24 protein-coding genes and 1 riboswitch are annotated in these 21,861 nt (G+C 56.8%); of the genes, 13 read left to right on the forward strand and 11 right to left on the reverse strand.

What is annotated here, in order from left to right; genetic code table 11:
* Positions 1-67: 67 nt before the first annotated feature.
* The 8 genes from trmB to miaB form a co-directional block, all read right to left on the reverse strand.
* On the reverse strand, positions 68-781 hold the full coding sequence (gene trmB, locus GS632_RS19430) for a tRNA (guanosine(46)-N7)-methyltransferase TrmB (protein WP_171721914.1): 714 nt from the start codon (positions 779-781) through the stop codon (positions 68-70).
* 97 nt (positions 782-878) lie between these two features.
* A complete protein-coding gene (gene metK, locus GS632_RS19435) occupies positions 879-2,060 on the reverse strand; it encodes a methionine adenosyltransferase (protein WP_171721913.1) in 1,182 nt (393 codons plus the stop codon).
* Positions 2,061-2,065: 5 nt separating this feature from the next.
* Positions 2,066-2,114, reverse strand: a riboswitch (SAM-SAH riboswitch).
* Between the two features lie 37 nt (positions 2,115-2,151).
* Positions 2,152-3,660 carry an apolipoprotein N-acyltransferase gene (gene lnt, locus GS632_RS19440; RefSeq protein WP_171181445.1) on the reverse strand — a complete coding sequence of 503 codons (1,509 nt, stop codon included), beginning with the start codon at positions 3,658-3,660 and terminating at the stop codon, positions 2,152-2,154.
* A complete protein-coding gene (locus GS632_RS19445; protein ID WP_171181446.1) occupies positions 3,657-4,544 on the reverse strand; it encodes a hemolysin family protein in 888 nt (295 codons plus the stop codon). Before GS632_RS19445 ends, lnt begins: the two co-directional genes overlap by 4 nt.
* 35 nt (positions 4,545-4,579) lie before the next feature.
* Positions 4,580-5,074, reverse strand: a complete 495-nt coding sequence (gene ybeY / locus GS632_RS19450) for an rRNA maturation RNase YbeY (protein ID WP_171181455.1) — start codon at positions 5,072-5,074, stop codon at positions 4,580-4,582.
* 36 nt (positions 5,075-5,110) lie between these two features.
* Positions 5,111-6,133, reverse strand: coding sequence for a PhoH family protein (locus tag GS632_RS19455; protein WP_171181457.1), 1,023 nt, complete (start codon positions 6,131-6,133; stop codon positions 5,111-5,113).
* Positions 6,134-6,257: 124 nt separating this feature from the next.
* Positions 6,258-7,022: an outer membrane beta-barrel protein gene (locus tag GS632_RS19460; protein ID WP_348540065.1), complete on the reverse strand. Its 765-nt coding sequence runs from the start codon at positions 7,020-7,022 to the stop codon at positions 6,258-6,260.
* Positions 7,023-7,195: 173 nt separating this feature from the next.
* The gene (gene miaB, locus GS632_RS19465) at positions 7,196-8,515 is read right to left on the reverse strand and encodes a tRNA (N6-isopentenyl adenosine(37)-C2)-methylthiotransferase MiaB (protein WP_171181461.1); all 1,320 of its coding nucleotides are present in this window, start codon (positions 8,513-8,515) and stop codon (positions 7,196-7,198) included.
* A gap of 122 nt (positions 8,516-8,637) precedes the next feature.
* On the opposite strand from miaB, the gene GS632_RS19470 reads away from it, so the two are divergent.
* Positions 8,638-9,501, forward strand: a complete 864-nt coding sequence (locus tag GS632_RS19470) for a glycosyltransferase family 2 protein (protein WP_171181463.1) — start codon at positions 8,638-8,640, stop codon at positions 9,499-9,501.
* A gap of 6 nt (positions 9,502-9,507) precedes the next feature.
* Here GS632_RS19470 and GS632_RS19475 read toward each other — a convergent pair whose 3' ends face one another.
* Positions 9,508-10,305 carry a phytanoyl-CoA dioxygenase family protein gene (locus tag GS632_RS19475; protein ID WP_171181465.1) on the reverse strand — a complete coding sequence of 266 codons (798 nt, stop codon included), beginning with the start codon at positions 10,303-10,305 and terminating at the stop codon, positions 9,508-9,510.
* Positions 10,306-10,389: 84 nt separating this feature from the next.
* Here GS632_RS19475 and GS632_RS19480 point away from each other — a divergent pair, with 84 nt between their 5' ends.
* Positions 10,390-11,286 (forward strand): LysR family transcriptional regulator, encoded by an 897-nt coding sequence (locus tag GS632_RS19480; protein ID WP_171721912.1) that lies wholly within the window; start codon positions 10,390-10,392, stop codon positions 11,284-11,286.
* 4 nt (positions 11,287-11,290) lie between these two features.
* Here the strand turns inward: GS632_RS19480 and irrA are convergent, their stop codons facing one another.
* Positions 11,291-11,707: an iron response transcriptional regulator IrrA gene (irrA, locus tag GS632_RS19485; RefSeq protein WP_171181570.1), complete on the reverse strand. Its 417-nt coding sequence runs from the start codon at positions 11,705-11,707 to the stop codon at positions 11,291-11,293.
* A gap of 187 nt (positions 11,708-11,894) precedes the next feature.
* Here irrA and fabA point away from each other — a divergent pair, with 187 nt between their 5' ends.
* From fabA to GS632_RS19505, 4 genes are read left to right on the forward strand one after another with little or no spacing between them, the layout of a single operon-like run.
* Complete coding sequence (gene fabA, locus GS632_RS19490) at positions 11,895-12,404, forward strand: bifunctional 3-hydroxydecanoyl-ACP dehydratase/trans-2-decenoyl-ACP isomerase (protein ID WP_093964585.1); 510 nt, start codon at positions 11,895-11,897, stop codon at positions 12,402-12,404.
* A 48-nt stretch (positions 12,405-12,452) separates the two neighbouring features.
* On the forward strand, positions 12,453-13,682 hold the full coding sequence (gene fabB, locus GS632_RS19495; protein ID WP_171181469.1) for a beta-ketoacyl-ACP synthase I: 1,230 nt from the start codon (positions 12,453-12,455) through the stop codon (positions 13,680-13,682).
* A 5-nt stretch (positions 13,683-13,687) separates the two neighbouring features.
* Positions 13,688-14,479 carry an enoyl-ACP reductase gene (locus GS632_RS19500; RefSeq protein ID WP_171181471.1) on the forward strand — a complete coding sequence of 264 codons (792 nt, stop codon included), beginning with the start codon at positions 13,688-13,690 and terminating at the stop codon, positions 14,477-14,479.
* Positions 14,480-14,537: 58 nt separating this feature from the next.
* On the forward strand, positions 14,538-14,717 hold the full coding sequence (locus tag GS632_RS19505) for a hypothetical protein (protein WP_171181473.1): 180 nt from the start codon (positions 14,538-14,540) through the stop codon (positions 14,715-14,717).
* Between the two features lie 33 nt (positions 14,718-14,750).
* Here the strand turns inward: GS632_RS19505 and GS632_RS19510 are convergent, their stop codons facing one another.
* Positions 14,751-15,179, reverse strand: a complete 429-nt coding sequence (locus tag GS632_RS19510; protein WP_171721911.1) for a peptidylprolyl isomerase — start codon at positions 15,177-15,179, stop codon at positions 14,751-14,753.
* A 126-nt stretch (positions 15,180-15,305) separates the two neighbouring features.
* Here GS632_RS19510 and GS632_RS19515 point away from each other — a divergent pair, with 126 nt between their 5' ends.
* From GS632_RS19515 to GS632_RS19545, 7 genes are all read left to right on the forward strand, one after another.
* Positions 15,306-15,992 carry a haloacid dehalogenase type II gene (locus GS632_RS19515; RefSeq protein ID WP_171181477.1) on the forward strand — a complete coding sequence of 229 codons (687 nt, stop codon included), beginning with the start codon at positions 15,306-15,308 and terminating at the stop codon, positions 15,990-15,992.
* Positions 15,992-16,822, forward strand: coding sequence for an alpha/beta fold hydrolase (locus GS632_RS19520; RefSeq protein ID WP_171181479.1), 831 nt, complete (start codon positions 15,992-15,994; stop codon positions 16,820-16,822). The genes GS632_RS19515 and GS632_RS19520 overlap by 1 nt, the downstream gene beginning before the upstream one ends.
* On the forward strand, positions 16,819-17,793 hold the full coding sequence (locus tag GS632_RS19525) for a threonine/serine dehydratase (protein WP_171181481.1): 975 nt from the start codon (positions 16,819-16,821) through the stop codon (positions 17,791-17,793). The genes GS632_RS19520 and GS632_RS19525 overlap by 4 nt, the downstream gene beginning before the upstream one ends.
* Before the next feature lie 61 nt (positions 17,794-17,854).
* The gene (gene pcaD, locus GS632_RS19530; protein ID WP_171235377.1) at positions 17,855-18,643 is read left to right on the forward strand and encodes a 3-oxoadipate enol-lactonase; all 789 of its coding nucleotides are present in this window, start codon (positions 17,855-17,857) and stop codon (positions 18,641-18,643) included.
* 12 nt (positions 18,644-18,655) lie between these two features.
* Complete coding sequence (locus GS632_RS19535) at positions 18,656-19,372, forward strand: alpha/beta fold hydrolase (protein ID WP_171181485.1); 717 nt, start codon at positions 18,656-18,658, stop codon at positions 19,370-19,372.
* 96 nt (positions 19,373-19,468) lie between these two features.
* Positions 19,469-20,668 carry a TCR/Tet family MFS transporter gene (locus GS632_RS19540; RefSeq protein WP_171721910.1) on the forward strand — a complete coding sequence of 400 codons (1,200 nt, stop codon included), beginning with the start codon at positions 19,469-19,471 and terminating at the stop codon, positions 20,666-20,668.
* Positions 20,669-20,750: 82 nt separating this feature from the next.
* Positions 20,751-21,845, forward strand: a complete 1,095-nt coding sequence (locus GS632_RS19545; protein WP_171181489.1) for a Zn-dependent alcohol dehydrogenase — start codon at positions 20,751-20,753, stop codon at positions 21,843-21,845.
* Positions 21,846-21,861: the final 16 nt, after the last annotated feature.

Consider the following 21,861-nt stretch of genomic DNA (forward strand, 5'->3'; position numbering starts at 1 on the left):
AATGCTGAAATGCGTGCTCCGCACACAGACTAACATAGTGTTCAGGATTACAGAAATTTGAAACTGATCAGGGTTCAATCCGACGGAAGGTCAGGTAATGTGGCACCCGCCCTTCCCGCAGGGCTTTTTGTTCGTATCGGGTTGAAATCCAGTCATTCCAGGGCTGACGCCAATCCGCTGGGCGTTCCGCCAGCCATTCGAATCCCGCGCGTGGAACTTCTTCCAGCGTTTGGCGCACATAGTCGGGAATGTCGGTGGCAACGCGAAAGATCGCACCCGGCTTCAACACCTTTGCCAATGGCTCCAGATGTTCAGGCGTCACAAAACGGCGGCGATGATGGCGGGTCTTTGGCCAAGGGTCCGGATAGAGCAGGAAGGCGCGCGAGATGCTGGCTTCGGGCAACACATCGAACAGATCGCGCGCATCGCCGGGATGTACAGCCAGGTTCTCGACCCCCGCTTGCCGGATTTTACCCAGCAGCATCGCAACACCGTTGATATAAGGTTCTGCCCCGATGATGCCGATATCCGGGTTGCTTTGCGCCTGATGCACCAGATGTTCACCGCCGCCAAAGCCAATTTCAAGCCAAACAGGCTTGCCTCCGAACAGCCCATCCAAGTCCAATGGGTTGCGTTCGGGGTTGGTTTCCCAATCCACGGCACCTGGCGACAGCGCGGCCAAGTCTTCATTCAGATAAGTCTTTTGGCTGGGCTTCAGGGTCTTACCCTTGAAGCGGCCATAGAAATTTCTGCGCGGGCGTTGTGGGGTCTCGGTGCTCATGGCGGTGGCCATACTGCGCGGGCCTTGGCGTTGCAAGTGCGCGACGTGCCCGCAACAAAAAAGCGCGCCCGACAGGCGCGCTTTCTTTCTGTTTGGATCAGACTGCGGCTTTCAGCGCGTCAACCAGATCAGTGCGTTCCCAGCTAAAGCCGCCATCTGCATCAGGTTCACGCCCAAAATGGCCGTAAGCTGCAGTGCGCTGATAGATCGGCTTGTTCATTTGCAGATGCTCACGAATGCCGCGCGGTGTCAGATCCATGACCTGCCCAACGGCCTTTTCGATAACTTCATCTGAAACGTGACCTGTTCCATACGTGTCAGCATAAATCGACAGCGGCTTGGAAACGCCAATCGCATAGCTCAGCTGGATCGTGCAACGCTCTGCCATGTCAGCAGCGACAACGTTCTTAGCCAGGTAACGTGCGGCATAAGCAGCGGAACGGTCCACCTTGGTCGGGTCTTTGCCCGAGAACGCGCCGCCGCCATGCGGGGCCGCGCCACCATATGTGTCAACAATGATCTTGCGACCGGTCAAACCTGCGTCGCCATCCGGGCCACCAATCACGAATTTGCCCGTCGGATTCACATGCCATTCAGTATCAGCAGACAACCAGCCTTCGGGCAGAGTTTCGCGAATATAGGGTTCAACGATTTCGCGGATGTCATCGGATGTCAGCGCTTCATCCAGATGCTGCGTCGACAAAACGACCGAGCTTACGCCGACCGGCTTGCCATCATTATAGATGACGGACAATTGTGACTTGGCATCGGGGCCCAGCGCAGGTTCGGCACCGCTTTTGCGCACTTCGGCCAGACGACGCAGGATAGCGTGCGAGTACTGGATCGGTGCGGGCATAAGCGCGGGGGTTTCGGTTGTGGCGTAACCAAACATGATGCCCTGGTCGCCTGCACCTTCGTCTTTGTTATCCGCAGCATCAACACCTTGTGCAATGTGAGCGGATTGTTCGTGCAGCAGGTTTGTTACCTCGACGGTTTCGTGGTGAAACTTGTCCTGCTCATAGCCAATGTCTTTGATACAATCGCGGGCAATCTCTTCAATACGACCCATGTAGTCGTGCAGCTTGTCTTTATCCGACAGACCGACTTCGCCGCCAATAACGACACGGTTGGTCGTGGCAAAGGTCTCGCAGGCCACACGTGCTTCGGGTTCTTCATTCAGAAATGCGTCAAGGACGGCATCCGAAATGCGGTCACAGACCTTGTCAGGGTGCCCTTCGGAAACGGACTCCGAAGTAAAAGTATAGTTCTGTCGGGACATAAATGTGCTCCATTAGGGTTTCTCTGCCACGCCAGGAAGCCGTTGTGACAGGTCAAAGACGCATACGCCCACGTGCAGGTGCGGTCAATCTCTAATAGTTCTCGCGCAAGCGAGCACTGAATAGGATGATGGCGCCAAGAAACAAAAGGATCACAAGAACGGCACTGTCTCCTGTCCGCGAATAAATAGTCGACTGTTGCGGCAATGGAAGGACGGCATCGAGATATCCGGCCTCGCCCAAAGACAAAGAGGCCGTGACACGGCCCAGAGGGTCGATCATGGCCGATATACCAGTATTCGCTGAACGGATCATCGGCAGGCCCTGTTCGATCGCCCTCATCCGAGCTTGAACCATATGCTGATACGGGCCAGATCGGGTTCCGAACCAGGCATCATTGGTGATCTGCAAAAGGAAATCCGCCCGCCCCGATGCACCGTTTACATCTTGTGGAAAAACGGCTTCGTAGCAGATCAGCGGCAGAGCATTCCCCAGCTCTCCCATATCCATCAATTCGGGGCCAGGGCCCGCGCTGAATCCATGGCCTGTCGTTGCTGCCATTCCGTGAATGCCAAAACGCCCCAACAGGTCGCCGAAAGGAACATATTCTCCGAAAGGGGCCAGATGGTGTTTGTCATAAAGCCCTGCCTGCTGCCCGTTGGCATCAAGTTGGATCATCGAGTTGAAAATCCTCGGCCCGTCTCCGCGCTGTATGCCCAGTACAACCGGGGTTCCCTGCGCGGCATCTGCAATCGCGGCTAAAAACGGTTGTGCACTGCCAAGCCAAGCGGGCACAGCAGTTTCAGGCCAAACGATCAGATCAGGCTCTGGTCGGGCGGCGGTGTACTCAATCTGCCTTGAAAAGAACAAAGGGGCGTATGCCGGATCCCATTTTTGATGCTGAGGCGCATTTGGTTGCACCACCCGAACGACGTGCGGTCCGTCGTGAACCGTTGGCCGTATCGCGGCATAGCTTAACGCGACGACGGCCAATCCGGCTGTAAATACCAGTGACTGCACCAGCCCTCGAAAAGGTCTGGGGTGCATCATTGCCGAACCGATTGGGAAGGTCGCGGCGAACGTCAGGGCGTTTAACCCAAACGGCCCGAACAAAGACAACAATTGCGCCACTGGTGTATCGATCCAGACCTGCGAAACCCCTGCCCAAGGGAAACCGGTTAGCACGTAGCCTCGGGCCAGTTCAGCCAAGGACAGGGTAACGATCAAGAGCAAGCTTTGGTGAAAAGGTGACGCGCCCGGGCGGCGAGACATCCAAAAAGAAACGGCCCAGAACAGGGCGAGGCCCCCTGCCATAAACAACAGCGCAAACGGTGCCATCCAGGCGTGGCGTTCCGCGTCCACCTGAAACGGCTCGATGATCCAACTAAGCGCATGCGCGAAATAGCCCGTCGCAAAGACCCAACCTATCCAGCCAGCCCGCGCGCGGGTTTCACTAGCCAGAAAAATCGGTACGATCAGGATCAGAGACAGGATAGTAAGTGCCCAATAGCCATAAGGCGCCAAACCAAACCCCGCCACTCCGCCCAGCATGGCGACGGCCAGTAACCTCAGCGGGAAAGGCCAGCCCCGCGTGGGGGTCATGCAGCGATATCCGGCAGCATGACGCGAAGCCTTTTTATACGTCGCGGATCGGCGTCGATGACTTCAAATTCCGGTCCTTCAGGGTGGATCACAACCTCTCCCCGTGCGGGCACACGGCCCGACAGCATGAACACCAAGCCGCCCAGAGTATCGATTTCTTCTTCATCCACGTCTTCATGGCTGGTCAACGAGCGGCCAATCTCGGCCTCGAAATCCTCAAGAGGGACACGGGCCTGAACGACATAACAACCGGGCTTCTCTTGCACCCAAAGCTGATCTTCATCTGCATCATGTTCGTCTGCGATTTCACCTACGACCTGCTCGATCAGGTCCTCGATGGTCAACAGGCCATCAACGCCACCGTACTCATCGATCACCAACGCCATATGGCGTCGCTCCGTCTGCATTTTGGTCAGCAGGACGCCGATCGGCATTGAAGGCGGCACGAAAAGCAGCGTGCGCAGCATCGAAACGAGATCAAAGTTGCTACCTCCGCCATTGAACCCATGAGTCAAGGCAAAGTCTTTGAGGTGGACGAACCCCAGCGGCGTATCCAGGGTACCTTCATAGACCGGGATTCTGGAAAGCCCGCTTTCGCGAAAGACATCCGCCAGCTCGTCCTTGGAGATCGTCGAAGGGACGGAAATGATTTCTGCCGTAGGAATGGCGACATCTTCCACGCGCATCCGACGCAGGTTAATCATCCCTCGGGATTGGGGTACCGTTGCATCCTGCCCGTTCAACACCGGTTGCGGTTGGGACTCATCACCCGAAAACGCATCTATGATCCTTGAAAAGAAACCGCTTTTCTCTTCGGTCGCATTGCTGCTGTCCTGTGGTTGCGCGCTGTGCGCCGCCCTAGAACTGCCGTCTGTCTCGCCCATTATCCTGTTCCAACTGATCGGGTCATCTGACCCCTTCATACCTTATATGGGTCATCGATACCTAATTTGCCAAGTATCTCGACCTCAATCCCTTCCATCAGGGTGGCATCAGGATCACGAATGTGATCATACCCCAGTAAATGCAACGTTCCGTGAACAAGCAAATGGATCACGTGATCGTCCATCGCCTTCCCAGCCTCCGCCGCCTCACGCGCGCAGGTGTCGAAAGAAATCGCGATATCACCTAAGGGGATTTCACCTGTAAAGTCCGGCTCCGGTGAAACCGGCTCCTGACCCGGCTCTTCCGGGGCCAGATCCTCGGCTGGCCAACTCAGAACATTGGTGGCACTTGGCTTGCCGCGAAACTCTGTATTCAGGTCTGCGATCCGCGCATCGTCGCAGCCCAGAACGCTAACTTCACAGACCTCAGAGTCCAGCTCGACAAACGTCAAAACAGCAGAAATCGCCTTATGCGACAAAGCCTCAAGACCTTGCCACCGATTGTCTTCGACAGTGAGTTCCAGCTTCATCTTACCGCACATCAGCCCTTGCAAAGGGCCTTGCACTCAACTGGTATCGCGGCCCGCATCGGCCTCATACGCTTCGATGATGGCGGCGACAAGCGGGTGACGAACGACGTCTTTTGAGGTGAAGTAGTTGAAGCTGATATTTGGTATCGTTTTCAACAACCTTTCAGCATCCGCCAAGCCTGACTGCACCCCGCGCGGCAGATCAACTTGCGACCTGTCGCCGGTAATCACCATACGACTACCCTCACCCAAACGGGTCAGGAACATCTTCATCTGCATGGTCGTCGCATTCTGCGCCTCGTCCAGAACCACAAAGGCGTTCGCCAGCGTTCGACCGCGCATGAATGCCAGCGGAGCGATTTCGATTCGTTTTTCCTCAATCAGCTTGGCCAGTTGCTTGCCCGGCAAGAAGTCGTTCAGCGCATCATAGAGCGGCTGCATATACGGATCGACCTTGTCCTTCATGTCACCGGGCAAGTAGCCCAGCTTTTCACCCGCTTCGACCGCTGGGCGGCTCAGGATGATTCGATCCACGTGGCCGCCGATGAACATCGAAACACCCACAGCCACCGCCAGATACGTTTTCCCCGTTCCCGCAGGACCAATGCCAAAGGCCAACTCGTTCTGGAAGAGCGACTGAACATAGGCCTTTTGGGCATCCGTGCGCGGTTCAACCAGTTTCTTGCGGGTCTTGATCTCGACCGATCCGCCCTTGAACATTTCAAGCTGATCGCCGTCGCGGGAGCCAGTGCCTTGTTCCGAGGCCCCCATGCGGAGCTCGCGATCTACATCCGCAGCCTCTACCTCGCGCCCACCTTCCAGGCGAGTATAGAGCGACTGCAGAACCTCCACGGCGTGTTTCTGAGCATCTTCATCCCCCATGACAACAAGCTGATTGCCACGACGTACAATCTGGACGGAAAGCTTGCTTTCAATATCCGTCAGATTGCGGTCATATTCACCACACAGGTCAATCAACAATCGGTTGTCGGGAAATTCTACAAACGCCTCGCGCTGGGGCATTTCATCTTGCGGTGGGGTCAGGGCACCGATGGCCAATCCGTTCTCCTGTCTTGGCTGTTCACCCTGAGCGTAGACAACAAAACTCGGTGGGCGCAAGCCACAGTTTCAAAAATTAGTGCTTGGATGACAAAACAGCCGAAATATGCCGTTCGGGTCTACATCAAAAGGTGTAGTTCAGCCCAAATCTCAGGCCGCCATATTTAGGTGTCGACTTAGTGGAAAACCCCGAGCTGAACGCAATGGTTTTCGAGTCGAATTGGACGTATTCGTATTCACCGGTAATCGACCAGCTGTCGCTCAGTTTATGTTCGGCCCCGATGCTGGCCGAGTATCCGTTCCGCCGATCAGTAACCGCGAAATTCTGCGTCGAACTGCCTGATGTGATGCTGTTGGTCGTGTCAACGTCACCCCACAAATAGCCGATGCTGACAAAGTACAGGATTCGTCCGCTGCGGTTGGTCAGACCATTTCTAAACCGGATCGCCAGCACATCTGACACCTCGGTCCCACCCTGAACATCGAAACCTCCAATCCGGGCACCGACACTGTCATCGAAGGATCCGAGCTGATACCCGATTTCAAAGCCATATACGTAATCACGGCCACCTCTGGCGGGCAGGATGCCGCGCCAGCCTCCACGAATCTCTCCGTAAGAGCCGGACAAATCCTGTTCGCCGATATCGAACAATCCGGCGGGTGTCCTGAGGCCGAAACGATCATCGCCACCCGCGCCATACCCACCGGCCAAACCCAGATAGAATGCGCTGACGTCGCTGCCGAATCTGGACGGGCTGATCACTTCGGGTTCCGTCACAGTTTCCTTCAGATCACCTGCTATTGTCGCACTGGCAAGAAGAGTGGCAACCGATGCCGCAGGCAATGTTCTGCCAAGTTTTGAAATCCTGAAGTTCGTAAGGGTCGTCACTCGTGCCTCCATAACTCCGGCCGCAAGATTGGCCTAAAACCGTTTTTTGCACGCAAAACTTCACGCCCGGAAAAACTTGGCCCTTCTCCGAACATAGTTCCCAGCGATAAATCAAGGGTAAATTTTGGAAACAAACACCAATTATGGTGGCTGGTTGGTGGATATTTGACGATCTACAGCAACTCACCTGCCAGTGAATTTGCACCCGACTTGGTGATCCGAACTTCTTTCAAATCTCCAATCGCGATCTCGGGACCTTTTACGTGAACCGAATGAAGATACTCGGATTTTCCGACCATCTGTCCGGGCAGGCGGCCCGGCTTTTCGAACAGAACACGCACAGTACGGCCCACCATGGCATCCTGAATTTCCCGCTGATGCCGAGTGATCAGTGCTTGAAGCCTTTGCAACCGTTCATCCGCCGCCGCGGGGTCCACTTGCGACCGTTCGGCCGCTGGCGTTCCGGGGCGGGTCGAGTATTTGAACGAATATGCGTAGCCGTATTTGACCGCTTCGACCAAATCCATAGTCGCCTGGAAGTCCTCTTCCGTCTCTTCGGGGAAACCGACGATAAAGTCGCCGGACATCACAATATCCGGGCGCGCCGCGCGAATTCTTTCGATCAGACGCAGATAGCTTTCGGCTGTATGGCTGCGATTCATCCGCTTGAGAATGCGGTCCGAGCCCGACTGCACCGGCAAGTGCAGGTAAGGCATCAGCTTGTCGCAGGTGCCATGTGCCTCGATCAGATCATCGGCCATGTCGTTGGGGTGTGAGGTAGTAAAGCGAATCCTCTCTAACCCGTCGACCTTGTTCAACTCCCAGATCAGACCGGCCAAAGTCATGTCCCCGTTCGGGCCCGCGCCGTGATAGGCATTCACATTCTGCCCCAGCAGAGTGATCTCGCGCACGCCGCGCTCGACCAGATCATGCGCTTCGCGAATAATGCGATCAGCCGGGCGGCTGACCTCAGCACCACGTGTATAGGGCACGACGCAGAAGGCGCAGAACTTGTCACAGCCTTCCTGAACAGTCAGAAACGCCGTCGGGCCTCGCTTGGCCTTGGGGCGGTTCTTTAGCTTCTCGAACTTGTCCTCTTCGGGAAAATCCGTATCCAGCGCCTTTTCGCCGGCGCGTGTCTTGGCCTCCATCTCTGGCAAGCGATGATAGCTTTGCGGGCCAACGACCAGATCGACCAGAGGCTGGCGGCGCAAGATCTCTTCACCCTCGGCCTGCGCGACACAACCCGCAACGCCGATTTTCAGATCCGGCTTCTCGGCCTTCAGACCCTTGAACCGACCCAGTTCGGAATACACCTTTTCCGCGGCCTTTTCGCGAATGTGGCAGGTATTCAGCAGGATCATGTCCGCATCATCGGGCGTTTTGGTTTCAACATAGCCCTGCCCGCCCAAAGCCTCGGACATGCGTTCGCTGTCATAGACATTCATCTGACAGCCATAGGTCTTGATAAACAGCTTCTTCGGTTCAGACATGGATCGGGCCTTTGCATTCGCGGGACCGGCGTCATCTATATGCTTCGAACGCCGCTTGCAATGCGGGCGCAATTACCCGAATTTGGCGGGACTTTCCAGCAAGGCAAAACCGAAAACACGCGATGAAGTACGAATCCCCGGACCATTTTCTGAAATCGGGTCAGACTGCATTGGCCATAGGGCCCATCGCATTGATTTTTGCCGAAGACGAAGTCGAGCTGGACAGCACCGTGCGGCATCACCTGAGGTTGGGGTTCAAGTCAGTGCTTGTGTTTATGCCTCAGAACCTCGCTCTCGACCCGGAACTGGCCGATCACGTGCATCGGATCACGCTGAAATGCACGCCCCGTACCGTGGTGTTTGACACCATAAACAGGATTATACAGGCCGCGCCCGGCCTTTGGATGTATTACTGTTACAACGCCGAATACTTATTCTTTCCCTTCTGCGAAACACGTAGCGTCGGCGAAATGCTGGTCTTTCACAGCGAAGAACGGCGCCATGCCATGCTCAGCTATGTCATCGACCTTTATGCTGATGATCTGAGCGCTTTTCCCAACGGAGTCGCTCCCGATCAGGCACTGTTCGACAGCACGGGCTATTATGCCCATACCCGCCACGACCCAAGCGGCCAACCGTTGGATCGCCAGGTGGATATCTCGGGCGGTTTGCGCTGGCGCTTTGAAGAGTACATTCCATACGAGCGCCGCCGTATCGATCGGATTGCCCTGTTCAAATCGAAAAAAGGTTTGGTGCTACAGCCTGACCACACGTTCAATGAACCGGAATACAACACCTATTCCTGCCCCTGGCATCACAACATGACTGCGGCCATATGCTCTTTTCGGGCGGCAAAAGCCTTGAAGAAAAATGCAGGCTCCACATTCGATATTCCCAGTTTTCGCTGGCGAAACTCGGTGCCGTTTAAATGGCAGTCCCGCCAGCTCCTGGATTTGGGTTTGATCGAATCAGGTCAGTGGTTCTGAGGCTCTTCAGCGTTGCAACAGCATAGGGAACCAATCCTCGCGCAGGCGCTGACCCGGCGTCATGTCGTGACCGGGGAACGGGGGCGAGGTCCGGCCCGGGCGTTCAACGTAACGCGCGTCATCCCCGACTAGGCGCAGCGAGAATGCACGGCGACGGCTGTCCGACTGGTTGCCTCGCGCGCCGTGCAACGTGCGATAGTTGAACGCCACGGCATCACCAGGCTCCATTTCGAATTCAACAACCCTCATGCCTTCGGCATCTGGGTCCGGGACGGGAATGTACTGGCCTTCATCCGGGAAGAACCCCTCCTCTGACACCCAACGGGTCGGTAGAACTTCTTTCTCCCATTGATGCGATCCGGCGACACAGCGCAGCGTTGCCTGCCGCACCGTGTCCAGTGGAGACCAGAAGCTGATGGTTTGCTGACCTTCGACGAAGTAATACGGCCCGTCCTGATGCCAGGGGGTGGCCATCGATGTGCCTGGCTCTTTGACCAGCACGTGATCGTGGAACATCTGAACGCTTTGCGATTGCATCAGATCAGCTGCGACCTCGGCGGCGGGCGACTTTTCGATGACCTCACGGAACTGGGGAATCCGGGTCCAATTGCAATAATCATCAAAGAAACGCCCTGTTTCGCCGGACTTCTTGTTTTCAGACGCATAAGGGCCGGGCTCAGCCATATTTGCCGCCACGCCGTCGCGCAGTTGATCGACATAATCAGCGAACAATCCCTTGATCAGGACAACGCCATCTTGCTGATAGGTATCGATCATCGCTTGAGAAACAAGTGGGTGAGGCATCCGGGTCTCCTTTGGCTATGTCCCGGTTTTGATCCGAACATGCATTCTGTTCAAATCATATCTTTCGAAGTTATAAATAACTTCATGTTATATATTTCACTTCGCCAATACGAATACGTCTGCGCTATCGGGCGCCATGGCAGCCTCTCGGCGGCGGCGCAGCACCTGAATGTGTCGCAACCCGCCCTGTCTACTGCGCTGACACGTGTTGAAGAACATATTGGCCATCCGCTGTTCTCCCGCCGCCGGGGTGCAGCCATGGCTCTGACCCCACAGGGGCGCAGGTTTATCGAACAGGCCGAGGCATTGTTGAATGACGCAGCCCGAATCGAAACGTCTGAAACCCCCACACCGGGGATGACTCAATTGCGGTTGGGGTGTTTCACGGATCTCGCCCCGTTTCTGCTGGCCCCAGCCCTGCATCAATTGCGCGTTGCTTTTCCAAATCTCGCGATCAGCTATGTCGCCGCGTCCTTCCAAGGGTTGTTGAATGGCATGATCGCCGGACAGATCGACATTTCGGTCACATATGATCTGACCATGGATGCCGGGTTCGCCCGTGCAAAACTATTTGACAGCAGACCAAAAGCTTTGATGTCCCCGGACTATCCGTTGGCATCAACGAATGGTGTTACCCTGGCAGACGTCGCGCCCCACCCCTTGATCTTGTCAACCGAAGGGCTTTCGGCGCAACATATCCTCGGCCTGTTTCGTCGCAAAGGTCTGCGCCCAACAGTCGCGCACCGTGCAGCGTCACTTGAAATTCAGCGCAGCCTTGCTGCTCATGGAGAAGGAATCGGAATCAGCTATGCCAGCCCGCCTAGTCCTGTCAGCTATGACAACCGGCATCTAATCGGTATTCCAATCACCGACCCGGATGCCGCAGAGTCTGTTGTATTGGCGCGCCACGGCACAGGACCCGCCGACCCGGTTATTGATCAGGCCGAACACGTTCTAACAAATCGTTTGAAGCAGGATTGAAGCCCTATTTCTTGCGCAGTCGGATCACTACGTCGACTGACGCGATCTCGACCCCTTCGGGCGCCTCGGGCAAGCGATGAATCACCAGCTGATCCGAGGGCGCATCACTCAGACGGGCCTCGTCTTCCCAAAAAAAATGGGGGTGATCGTAGGTATTGGTGTCGAAATAGCTTTTCGATCCATCCACGGTAATTTCCTGCAGAACACCTGCATCGCAAAAGGCACGAAGGGTGTTGTAGACCGTTGCAAGGGAAACGGCATCACCGTTTGCTTTAGCGGATTCAAACAGGCTTTCTGCAGTCACATGGCGATGACGGCCATCGCCCACCAAAAGCTCAGCAAGCGCCACACGCTGACGCGTCGGCCGCAAGCCGGCATTCACCAGCCAACCCGTTGCTATTTCCTGGCTCTGAGGTGTCATCTGTCCGATACCCATAGTTGCTGCTTTTATATATAGGGGCGCATAGTTGGGAATTTCAAATGAAATTCATTCGCAAAGATGGGTATACGCACAATATGATGTGGCGCACCACTCTTGCAGGACCTTGCAAACGGGTGATAGACGAGGCCAGATATAAAGACAGACCCTCGGCAGGAAAGGCGGCAGAATGGCCCAGTTCCCTAGCAGTTTTGACAAAGATGATCTGCTGAAATGCGCCCGCGGCGAATTATTCGGCCCCGGCAACGCACAATTACCCGCCCCGCCGATGCTGATGATGGATCGGATCACCGACATCTCGGGCGATGGTGGCGCGCATGGCAAAGGCCATGTGGTGGCCGAGTTTGATATTACGCCGGATCTTTGGTTCTTTGACTGTCACTTCCCCGGCAACCCGATCATGCCGGGCTGTCTGGGTCTGGACGGCCTGTGGCAGCTCACCGGTTTCAATCTGGGGTGGCGCGGCTGGCAAGGACGTGGGTATGCGCTGGGCGTAGGCGAAGTTAAATTGACCGGAATGGTCCGCCCCGACCGCAAAATGCTGACATATTACGTCGACTTCACCAAAGCCGTTCAGACCCGCCGTCTGACCATGGGTGTGGCGGATGGCCGGGTCGAAGCCGATGGCGAAGTGATTTATCAGGTTAAAGACATGAAGGTTGCACTGTCGGAAAGCTGACCCCAGCTCTCGGACACGTCACAGAAAACGAAATACAGGAGTACGCTTATGCGTCGCGTCGTCGTCACCGGTCTGGGGGTTGTCTCCTCCATCGGGAACAATGCCGAAGAGGTTCTGGCCTCGCTTAAATCAGGCAAATCCGGGATCGAGGCCAACGAGCAGATGGTCGAACATGGTTTTCGCAGCCAGATCGCCGGGACGCTCAAAATCGACGTGGCCGAGCATGTAGACAAACGCACCCTGCGCTTTATGGGCCCCGGCGCGGCCTATGCCCATATCGCCATGAGCCAGGCGATTGCTGATTCCGGCCTGGGTGAAGATCAGGTGGTGAACCCACGCACCGGTCTGGTGGCGGGCTCTGGCGGGCCATCCACCAGCGCCATGCTGACGGCACATCAGACGGTTCTGAAAAACGGCGCGACCAAGAGGATCGGGCCGTTTGCCGTGCCGAAATGCATGTGCTCGACAATATCAGCAAACTTGGCAACGGCGTTCAAGATCAAGGGCATCAACTACTCGATCACATCCGCCTGCTCGACCTCGCTGCATTGCATCGGCAACGCTGCAGAACAAATCATGCTTGGCAAACAAGACGTGATGTTTGCAGGCGGCGGCGAGGAACTGGACTGGACGCTCTCCTGCCTGTTCGACGCCATGGGCGCAATGTCCTCGAAATACAATGACACGCCCGAGAAAGCCTCGCGCGCGTTTGACGAAAACCGCGACGGTTTCGTGATTTCCGGCGGCGGCGGCATCGTTGTTCTGGAAGAGCTGGAGCATGCACTGGCACGCGGCGCAAAGATCTATGCCGAAGTCACCGGATACGCGGCCACTTCGGATGGCCATGACATGGTGGCTCCGTCCGGCGAAGGCGGCGAACGCGCCATGCGACTGGCTCTGGGCACCCTTCCCGAGGGCCGCAAAGTGGACTACATCAACGCCCATGGCACCTCGACCCCAGTTGGTGATGTGGGTGAGGTTGAGGCCGTGCGCCGTATCTTTGGCGAAGGCAACGTGCCACCGATTTCGTCGACCAAGTCGATGACCGGGCACGCCCAAGGTGCAGCAGGCGCTCTTGAAGCGATCTTCTGCCTGCTGATGCTGGACAATGATTTCATAACGCCGTCGATCAACGTCGACACGCTTGCCGAGGGCATCCTGCCCGGTGAAATTGCGACCGAAGTGGTTGAAAACGCAGGATTGGACAGTGTCATGACCAACAGCTTCGGCTTTGGCGGCACCAACGGGTCCATGATTCTGTCAAAGTATAATGGGTGAAAGTGATGTCGGATCTTCTAAAAGGTAAACGCGGCCTGATCATGGGCGTGGCCAATGACCGCTCAATCGCGTGGGGCATTGCCAAAGCCATGCACGAGGCTGGTGCCGAACTGGCATTCACCTACCAGGGCGAAGCGTTCGGCAAGCGGCTGGAGCCCTTAGCCCAAAGCCTCGGCAGCGATTTTATGGTCGATGCGGATGTTACCGATGACGAATCGCTGGACCGCGCATTTGATGAACTGGCCCAGCGCTGGCCAACCATCGACTTTGTCGTCCACGCCATCGCCTATTCGGACAAATCCGAACTGACGGGCCGTTTCCTGAACACCACGCGGGCAAATTTCAAACACTCAATGGATGTGTCGGCCTATTCCTTCATCGAAGTGGCGCGGCGCGCCTACCCGCTGATGAAGGACAATGGCGGTTCACTTTTGACCCTGACCTATCAGGGATCAAACCGTGTTGTTCCGAATTACAACGTCATGGGTGTAGCCAAGGCGGCTCTGGAATCAGCAACCCGCTATCTGGCCAATGACCTTGGGCCAGACGGCATTCGCGTGAACGCGATTTCACCTGGGCCGATGAAAACCCTCGCCGGTGCGGCCATCGGCGGCGCGCGCAAGACCTACAAGTTCTGCGACCAAAACGCTCCGATGCGGGCAAATGCAACGCTTGAGGCTGTGGGTGGAACCGCTGTCTACCTGACTTCGGATGCAGGGTCCTGCACCTCGGGCGAGATTATCCGCGTTGATGGTGGCTTCCACGTTCTGGGCATGCCGCAGCCTGACTTTATGTGACTATATCTTTCCCTGCCGCCGCCAAGTTTTCACCATCTTTGGGCGGCAGGAAACTGATATGAGCAAGCTAGATCAAATCATTGCGAACAATGCGCGCACAACAGCCGGTCGAAGAAAGCCCGGTTTCCTCAGCCAAAGGGCCCGAGTCCTTTTGTTGACGCTGACATGTATGCTGTTGGCGTTTATCTTCTTTACTCAACCGCAAGTCCGTACGGCGATCGAAACGTTGATCGGGTAAATCCCGGGCCGGGAAACCAGCCCGAACTGAACATCAGTTGATCGAGACGACCTCAATTTCAAAAACCAGATCCTGACCCGCCAATGGATGGTTAGCGTCCAACGTCACGGTCGCCTCGTCTGCGCCCACCACTGTCACCGGCACGGCCTGGCCATCCGGAGCCTGCATTTGCAACTGCGTTCCGGGCTCAAGCGGGATGTCATCGGGAATGCCTTCGCGCGGAATTTCCTGACGCATCGCCGGATTAATGGGGCCATAGGCATCCACGCAAGCAATCTCGACCCGTTTTTTGTCCCCTAAGGACAGGCCGGGCATGGCGCTGTCCAAGCCGGGAATTATCTGGCCAGATCCGACCACAAACTCCAACGGATCGCGCCCCTCTGAGCTGTCAAAGGTTTGGCCGTCCAGCAGCGTCCCGGTGTAGTGGATGCGAACCGTGTCGCCTTTTTTGATTTCGGTCATCGTGGCCTCCGGCCGTTTTACAGGATTGAGCGGCCAACCCTAGGGCCTGATACGATCTTGTAAACCCTTGGCTCTTTCACCCCCCTCATTGTTGTGCCAACCTGCGCGCGATCAGAGGAGGATCATATGCCGATCACCACCTGTGTCTTCGACGCTTACGGAACACTTTTTGACGTTGCAGCAGCAGCCCGCCAAGCTGCGGACGAACCGGGATTTGAGGCCCTCAAAGACAAATGGCCCACGGTTGCGGGTCATTGGCGTCTCAAGCAATTGCAGTACACATGGCTGCGCGCCGTAGCCAATGCACATGCCGATTTCTGGGACGTGACACAGGACGGGTTGGATTGGGCGTTAGACGCCACTGACCTGCAAGGCGACCCAAGGCTGCGCCAACGCCTGCTTGATTTGTATTGGGAGTTACAGGCCTATCCCGAAGTGCCCGACATGTTGAAGGCCCTCAAGGAGGGCGGGATGCAAACGGCAATCCTGTCAAACGGATCGCCGCCAATGCTGAATGGCGCGGTGCAATCTGCCGGAATCGGCGATGTGCTGGACGATGTTCTGTCGGTAGAAAGCGTTGGTGTTTTCAAACCTCATGCCCGGGTCTACGATCTGGTACCGGAACGGTTCAACTGCGCGCCTGATGAGGTGTTGTTCGTCAGTTCAAACGGTTGGGACGCCGCCGGCGCCAGCGGGTACGGCTTTGTCACCGCCTGGGTCAATCGGGCTGGCGAACCGATGGACCGCCTGCCGTGGACACCTGCGCATGTGCTGTCCGATTTGACTTCGATCCCAAAACTGGCGGGGCTTTGATGTCAGACTTCACAACCACTGACGGCATGCGCATCTATTTCGAAGACACCGGCACGGGCACGCCGCTTTTGTGTTTGGCTGGCCTGACCCGAAATAGCCGCGACTTTTCGTTTTTTGCGCCCCATGCGGCTGACTTGCGCATGATCGCAATGGATTACAGGGGGCGTGGTCGTTCGGACTATGATCCCGACTTCATGAACTACAACATCTTTCGTGAATCGCATGACGCGATCGAACTGCTGGATGTACTGGGGATCGAGAAGACTTTTGTTCTGGGCACCTCGCGGGGCGGTCTGATCGCCATGGCCCTGGCCGCAAGCCATCCCGAGCGGCTAGCCGGGGTGATCCTGAATGATGTTGGACCTGTCGTTGAAACGTCTGGTATCGCCAAGATCATGGCCTATGTGGGGGCACAGCCGACTGCGCAAACCTATGATGAGGCCGCTTTGACTCTGCAAAAGGTAATGGAACCTCAATTCCCCGGCGTTTCCCTGGAAACCTGGCGCATGCAGGCCGAAATTCAGTACGAAAAACGCGACGATGGGTTGGCGCTACGCTACGATCCCGCACTACGCAAGGCGCTGATCGAACAGGCTGCAAGCGGCGCCACACCTGATCTGTGGATGTTCTTTGAAGCCCTGCGCGAGATTCCGACAGGTGTAATACGGGGGGCAAATTCCGACGTTCTGAGTGCCGACACAGTTGCCGAAATGCACGACCGCCATCCGGGCCTAATCTCAACCGAAGTTCCTGATCGTGGGCATGTTCCGTTTCTGAACGAACCCCAATCCTTGGATCTCATACAAAAGGTATTGAAGAGCGCCGCATGAGCACAATTGAGATGATCGAGGCCGCAGCAGAACGGCTAAACGGACACATCCGAAAAACACCGATCCTGTCTTCGCCCTTTCTCGACAAGCTTGCCGGTCGTCGGGTTTTGGTCAAACCAGAATGTTTGCAACATACCGGCAGCTTCAAGTTTCGCGGGGCTTGGTCGGCCATTTCGGCACTGAAAGAGGCCGAACGCCAGCGCGGTGTGATTGCGTATTCCTCGGGCAACCACGCACAAGGCGTTGCAATGGCGGCATCAAAGCACGGCATTTCTTCGGTTATCGTTATGCCGTCGGACGCCCCACAGTTGAAGATCGAAAACACCCGCGCGCTTGGGGCCGAAGTTGTTCTTTATGACCGTGCGAATGAAAAGCGAGAAGAAATTGGCGAAGCCATCGCGGCGGAGCGCGGACTGACCCTGATCCGACCTTATGACGAACCGCTGGTTATCGCAGGCCAAGGCACCACCGGCCTTGAAATCGCCGGTCAGGCCGCGGATTTAGGTATCACTCAGGCAGACGTACTGGTCTGTTGCGGCGGGGGCGGCCTGACCTCGGGCATCGCCCTGGCCCTAGAGAAACATGCGCCGAACCTGCGCGCGCGCCCTTGTGAGCCAGAGGGGTTCGATGACGTCAAACGCTCGCTGGCCTCAGGACGGATTGAAAAAAACAACGCAGCTTCGGGTAACATCTGCGACGCCATTCTGACGCCACAACCCGGAGACATCACGTTTCCGATTCTCAACCGCCTGTGCGGTCCGGGCCTATCCGTCACCGAAGAAGAAGCTTTGCGCGCCATGGCCCTGGCCTTTCTGCGCCTCAAGATCGTTCTGGAACCCGGCGGCGCGGTGGCTCTGGCCTCGGCCCTGTTCCGAGGCGACCAGATCGAAGGCGATGACGTGATCGTTGTTGCATCTGGCGGCAATGTCGATCCGGCAGTATTTTCCAGGGCGTTGGAATTCCTGACCTGACAGGGCTGCACAAGATGTGCATGTTGCACCCCAAAAGGTCATGGCGACAAGGAAGCCAGTCATGAAGATCGCTGATCTGGGCGACGTGAAATTGAATTACCGCATCGACGGCCCAACAGACGGTGCGCCGTTAGTCTTTGCCAATTCCCTAGGAACCAACCTGCACTTGTGGGACGCTGTACTGCCACATCTGCCAGCAGAGCTGCGCATCATCCGATACGACAAACGTGGTCACGGGCGGTCCTCGGTGCCGCCTGCGCCGTATTCGATGGGCGCATTGATACGCGATGCAGAGGCATTGCTGGATCACCTGCAGGTCCGCGATTGCGTCTTCGTTGGTCTGTCCATTGGCGGGATGATTGCACAAGGGCTTGCCGTCAAACGCATGGACCAGATTCGTGGTCTGGTTCTATCAAACACTGCCGCCAAAATTGCCACCCCTTCGGTCTGGCAGGATCGGATCAAGGCCGTGCGCAAGGACGGGATCGAAGCATTGGCCGACGCAACGATGGAACGTTGGTTTTCGCGTGATTTCCGCGCCGCACAAAACCACCTGCCTTGGCGCGACATGATGGTGGGCCAACCGGCTGAAGGGTATCTGGGCTGCTGCTCGGCCATTGCAGGCACCGATTTCTATACCCCAACGAGTGGGCTGCGCCTCCCGACCTTGGGCATTGCAGGCAGCGAAGACGGATCGACGCCCCCCGATCTGGTGCGAGAGACCGTCGATCTGATCCCGGGATCCCGGTTCCGGCTGATCCGCCGGGCAGGGCATTTGCCCTGCGTTGAAAAGCCAGCGGAATATGCAGAGATCCTGACTGATTTTCTGACCGAAATCGGACATATCTGAAGGAGAACGGCAATGGCGTCTTTCCTGTTGGTCCACGGCTCTTGCCACGGTGCATGGTGCTGGCGCGACCTGATACCCGCGCTTGAAACTCTGGGGCATTCTGCCAAAGCCATCGACATGCCCAGCCATGGTGCGGACCCCACGCCCGTAGCCGAGGTCACGCTGGACAGTTGCCGCGACGCCGTGCTGCATGCCAGCACATCAGATACAATCCTCGTTGGCCATTCCTGGGGCGGCTACCCGATCAGCGCCGCCGCCGAAGCGCAACCCGATGCCATGCGCGCGCTGATCTATCTGTGCGCCTATGTGCCCAAAGACGGCCTGACCATGGCAGATATGCGCAGGCTTGGCCCAAGGCAGACCATCGCCCATGCGGTCGAAAAATCCACCGACGGGCTGTCATACACTGTATCTGCCGAGGCTATTCCCCAGCTGTTCTACCATGATTGCCCCGACGACATCCTGCCTTACGCCTATGCGCGCCTTTGCCCTCAGGCCATTCGTCCACAAGAAACGCCCCTTCCGACCGGTGCGAATTTCGACAATGTGCCCAAGGCGTATATCCGCACCACGGACGATCACACTATACCACCCGAATACCAAGCAACTATGAGCGCCCTTATCCCCGAAGATATGCGCCGCACCATCGACAGTTCGCATTCCCCGTTCTTCTCGCACCCGCGCGAGCTTGCGCAAATCCTGTCAGAACTGGCAGACAAACTGCCCTGACCTGTCGCAACGGCAATTCGACCCGCAATCAACTCTCGCTTTTCTCGGTTATCATCTGTGCTTAGGGTGCGTTGAACAGATCACTTGCCGGGTCCTATGCGTCTGCCGTTTTTCTTCATCCTCAGCATTGTCATGATCGACGCCATGGGCATCGGTCTGGTGATGCCGATCATGCCGGAACTGATCGTCGAGGTTCAGGGCGGCTCGCTCGCCAATGCAGCGATCTGGGGCGGCGTGCTGAGCACAGCCTTTGCCGCGATGCAGTTTATCTTTGGGCCCATACTTGGAAACCTGTCAGACGCGTACGGACGCAGAACCGTCCTTCTGGTGTCCCTGTTTGTTATGGCGCTGGACTATGTCGTGATGGCTGTTGCGGGCAGCATTTGGCTGTTGCTGATCGGTCGGATCGTAGGCGGTATAACTGCTGCCACGCATGCCACCGCTGCGGCGTTTATGGCGGATGTGTCCGAGCCCAAGGATAAGGCTGCAAACTTTGGCCTGCTGGGTGCCGCTTTTGGCATGGGCTTCGTCCTTGGGCCCGTCATTGGCGGATTGCTCAGTGAATACGGCACGCGCGCGCCGTTTTGGGCCGCTGCCGGTTTGGCGGCGTTGACCTTTTGCATCGGTTTCTTCGTGATGCCCGAGACCGTAACCGACAAGACCCGACGCGCCTTCAGCCTGAAACGCGCAAACCCTCTCAATTCGCTGAACGCCATCGCTTCTTTGCCCGGTATCCGGCCGCTGCTTTGGGTGTATTTCCTGTATTCAGTATCCATCTACGTCTACCCCGCTATCTGGTCCTATTTCACGACCGAGCGATTCGGATGGTCGCCACAGATGATTGGCCTGTCCCTGGGTGTCTACGGTATAGGCATGGCCATTGTGCAGGGCGGATTGATCCGGCCTGCCATCCGGTTTCTGGGCGAGAGGGGCACAATCATCTACGGAATGGGTTTTGAGATCATTAGCTTCGCATTTCTGGCCTTCCTCACCAACGGCCTCATCGCGCTGCTTCTCATTCCAATAACTGCCATCGGGGCGGTCATCACACCTGCTCTTCAGGCCATGATGTCCAAGGCCACGCCCGATTCGCAGCAAGGCGAATTGCAGGGCGTTCTGACGGCGCTGCACGCGCTGTCGATGGTGATCTCGCCTTTGCTTATGACTTCGATTTTCGCGCAGTTCATCCGGCCCGACACGCCACTCTACCTGCCCGGCGCACCGTTTCTATTAGCGCTGGTACTAATGCAGGCAGGTTTCTTGTTGTTTCGCCGGTCCCGCCCTGTCGTTGCGTAACAACGACATCCAAATGGCGGTTTCCGCCTTGCGAGACGTCATTTCCCGCGCCACCGTGAACCCAACGGGAGAGAGTGACAACATGCAAACAATCAAAGCCGCAGTCTGCCGAGCTTTTGGCGAACCCTTGGTGATCGAAGAAGTTCAACTTGCGCCCCCCGGCACGGGCGAAGTCGAGGTAACACTAGACGCCGTGGCCATCTGCCATTCGGACATATCCTACGCCGAAGGGGCATGGGGTGGGTTCCTGCCAGCCGTTTATGGCCACGAAGCCGCAGGCGTTATCAGCGCCGTTGGTGAAGCCGCCGGGGATTTCAAAATCGGCGACCCTGTGGTTGTAACGCTGATCCGTGCCTGTGGAACGTGCCCCAGCTGTGCGGGCGGAAAACCGACAATCTGCGAAACACCATACGATACGGTCAAAGGTCCGTTGAAGACCGGTGATGGCGGTCCACTCGAACAGGCCATGGCCTGTGGTGCCTTTGCCGAAAAGGTTGTGGTGAGCCACCGTCAGATCGTCAAAATTCCAGAAACTCTGCCCAAGGATCTGGCCAGCCTGCTCTCATGCGGGGTCATCACCGGGGTTGGAGCTGCTGTGAACGCAGCTGATTTGCGCCCCGGTCGGGATGTCGTGGTGATCGGCGCAGGCGGCGTTGGTCTGAACGCCATTCAGGGCGCGCGGATTGCAGGCGCGCGGCGAATCGTGGCCGTGGATATGACCGAAGAAAAGCTTGAGATCGCCAAGGAATTCGGCGCAACCCACGGCGTGTTGGCCAGTTTGGACCAGCCGTGGAAGGCCGCTTACAAGGCGTTAGGCGGGCGTGGTGCGGATGCGGTTCTGATCACGGTTGGTGCGATTCCCGCCTATGATCAGGCACCGCGCTATCTTGGACGTGGTGGCAAGGCGATCATGATCGGAATGCCGCATTCGGGTGACATGGCCAGTTATGAGCCCGTCGTTCTGGCGGCTCTGGGTCAGGGCGTTGTTGGGTCGAAGATGGGCGACGTGGTGATCCAGCGCGATATTCCGTGGATGGTGGATCTGTACGAACAAGGGCGGCTGAAGCTGGACGAGTTGATCTCGGGTCGTTGGTCCCTTGATCAGATCAACGAAGCCATCGCCGACACCAAAACCGGATCAGCCAAGCGCAATGTGATCCTGTTCGACAGGACCTGACCCACCGAGAGGATTT

Source organism: Ruegeria sp. HKCCD7296, assembly GCF_013110775.1.
Lineage (GTDB): Bacteria > Pseudomonadota > Alphaproteobacteria > Rhodobacterales > Rhodobacteraceae > Ruegeria.

Excerpts from the sequence above, each read along its gene's own strand:
- fabA (WP_093964585.1), top strand. The coding sequence starts at position 11,895 with ATGGCCCAGTTCCCTAGCAGTTTTGACAAAGATGATCTGCTGAAATGC.
- GS632_RS19445 (WP_171181446.1), bottom strand. The coding sequence starts at position 4,544 with ATGGGCGAGACAGACGGCAGTTCTAGGGCGGCGCACAGCGCGCAACCA.
- GS632_RS19475 (WP_171181465.1), bottom strand. The coding sequence starts at position 10,305 with ATGCCTCACCCACTTGTTTCTCAAGCGATGATCGATACCTATCAGCAA.
- trmB (WP_171721914.1), bottom strand. The coding sequence starts at position 781 with ATGAGCACCGAGACCCCACAACGCCCGCGCAGAAATTTCTATGGCCGC.
- ybeY (WP_171181455.1), bottom strand. The coding sequence starts at position 5,074 with ATGAAGCTGGAACTCACTGTCGAAGACAATCGGTGGCAAGGTCTTGAG.
- GS632_RS19525 (WP_171181481.1), top strand. The coding sequence starts at position 16,819 with ATGAGCACAATTGAGATGATCGAGGCCGCAGCAGAACGGCTAAACGGA.
- lnt (WP_171181445.1), bottom strand. The coding sequence starts at position 3,660 with ATGACCCCCACGCGGGGCTGGCCTTTCCCGCTGAGGTTACTGGCCGTC.
- GS632_RS19510 (WP_171721911.1), bottom strand. The coding sequence starts at position 15,179 with ATGACCGAAATCAAAAAAGGCGACACGGTTCGCATCCACTACACCGGG.
- GS632_RS19540 (WP_171721910.1), top strand. The coding sequence starts at position 19,469 with ATGCGTCTGCCGTTTTTCTTCATCCTCAGCATTGTCATGATCGACGCC.
- GS632_RS19480 (WP_171721912.1), top strand. The coding sequence starts at position 10,390 with ATGTTATATATTTCACTTCGCCAATACGAATACGTCTGCGCTATCGGG.
- GS632_RS19505 (WP_171181473.1), top strand. The coding sequence starts at position 14,538 with ATGAGCAAGCTAGATCAAATCATTGCGAACAATGCGCGCACAACAGCC.
- irrA (WP_171181570.1), bottom strand. The coding sequence starts at position 11,707 with ATGACACCTCAGAGCCAGGAAATAGCAACGGGTTGGCTGGTGAATGCC.
- fabB (WP_171181469.1), top strand. The coding sequence starts at position 12,453 with ATGCGTCGCGTCGTCGTCACCGGTCTGGGGGTTGTCTCCTCCATCGGG.
- GS632_RS19470 (WP_171181463.1), top strand. The coding sequence starts at position 8,638 with ATGAAGTACGAATCCCCGGACCATTTTCTGAAATCGGGTCAGACTGCA.
- GS632_RS19515 (WP_171181477.1), top strand. The coding sequence starts at position 15,306 with ATGCCGATCACCACCTGTGTCTTCGACGCTTACGGAACACTTTTTGAC.
- GS632_RS19500 (WP_171181471.1), top strand. The coding sequence starts at position 13,688 with ATGTCGGATCTTCTAAAAGGTAAACGCGGCCTGATCATGGGCGTGGCC.
- GS632_RS19520 (WP_171181479.1), top strand. The coding sequence starts at position 15,992 with ATGTCAGACTTCACAACCACTGACGGCATGCGCATCTATTTCGAAGAC.
- pcaD (WP_171235377.1), top strand. The coding sequence starts at position 17,855 with ATGAAGATCGCTGATCTGGGCGACGTGAAATTGAATTACCGCATCGAC.
- metK (WP_171721913.1), bottom strand. The coding sequence starts at position 2,060 with ATGTCCCGACAGAACTATACTTTTACTTCGGAGTCCGTTTCCGAAGGG.
- miaB (WP_171181461.1), bottom strand. The coding sequence starts at position 8,515 with ATGTCTGAACCGAAGAAGCTGTTTATCAAGACCTATGGCTGTCAGATG.
- GS632_RS19545 (WP_171181489.1), top strand. The coding sequence starts at position 20,751 with ATGCAAACAATCAAAGCCGCAGTCTGCCGAGCTTTTGGCGAACCCTTG.
- GS632_RS19535 (WP_171181485.1), top strand. The coding sequence starts at position 18,656 with ATGGCGTCTTTCCTGTTGGTCCACGGCTCTTGCCACGGTGCATGGTGC.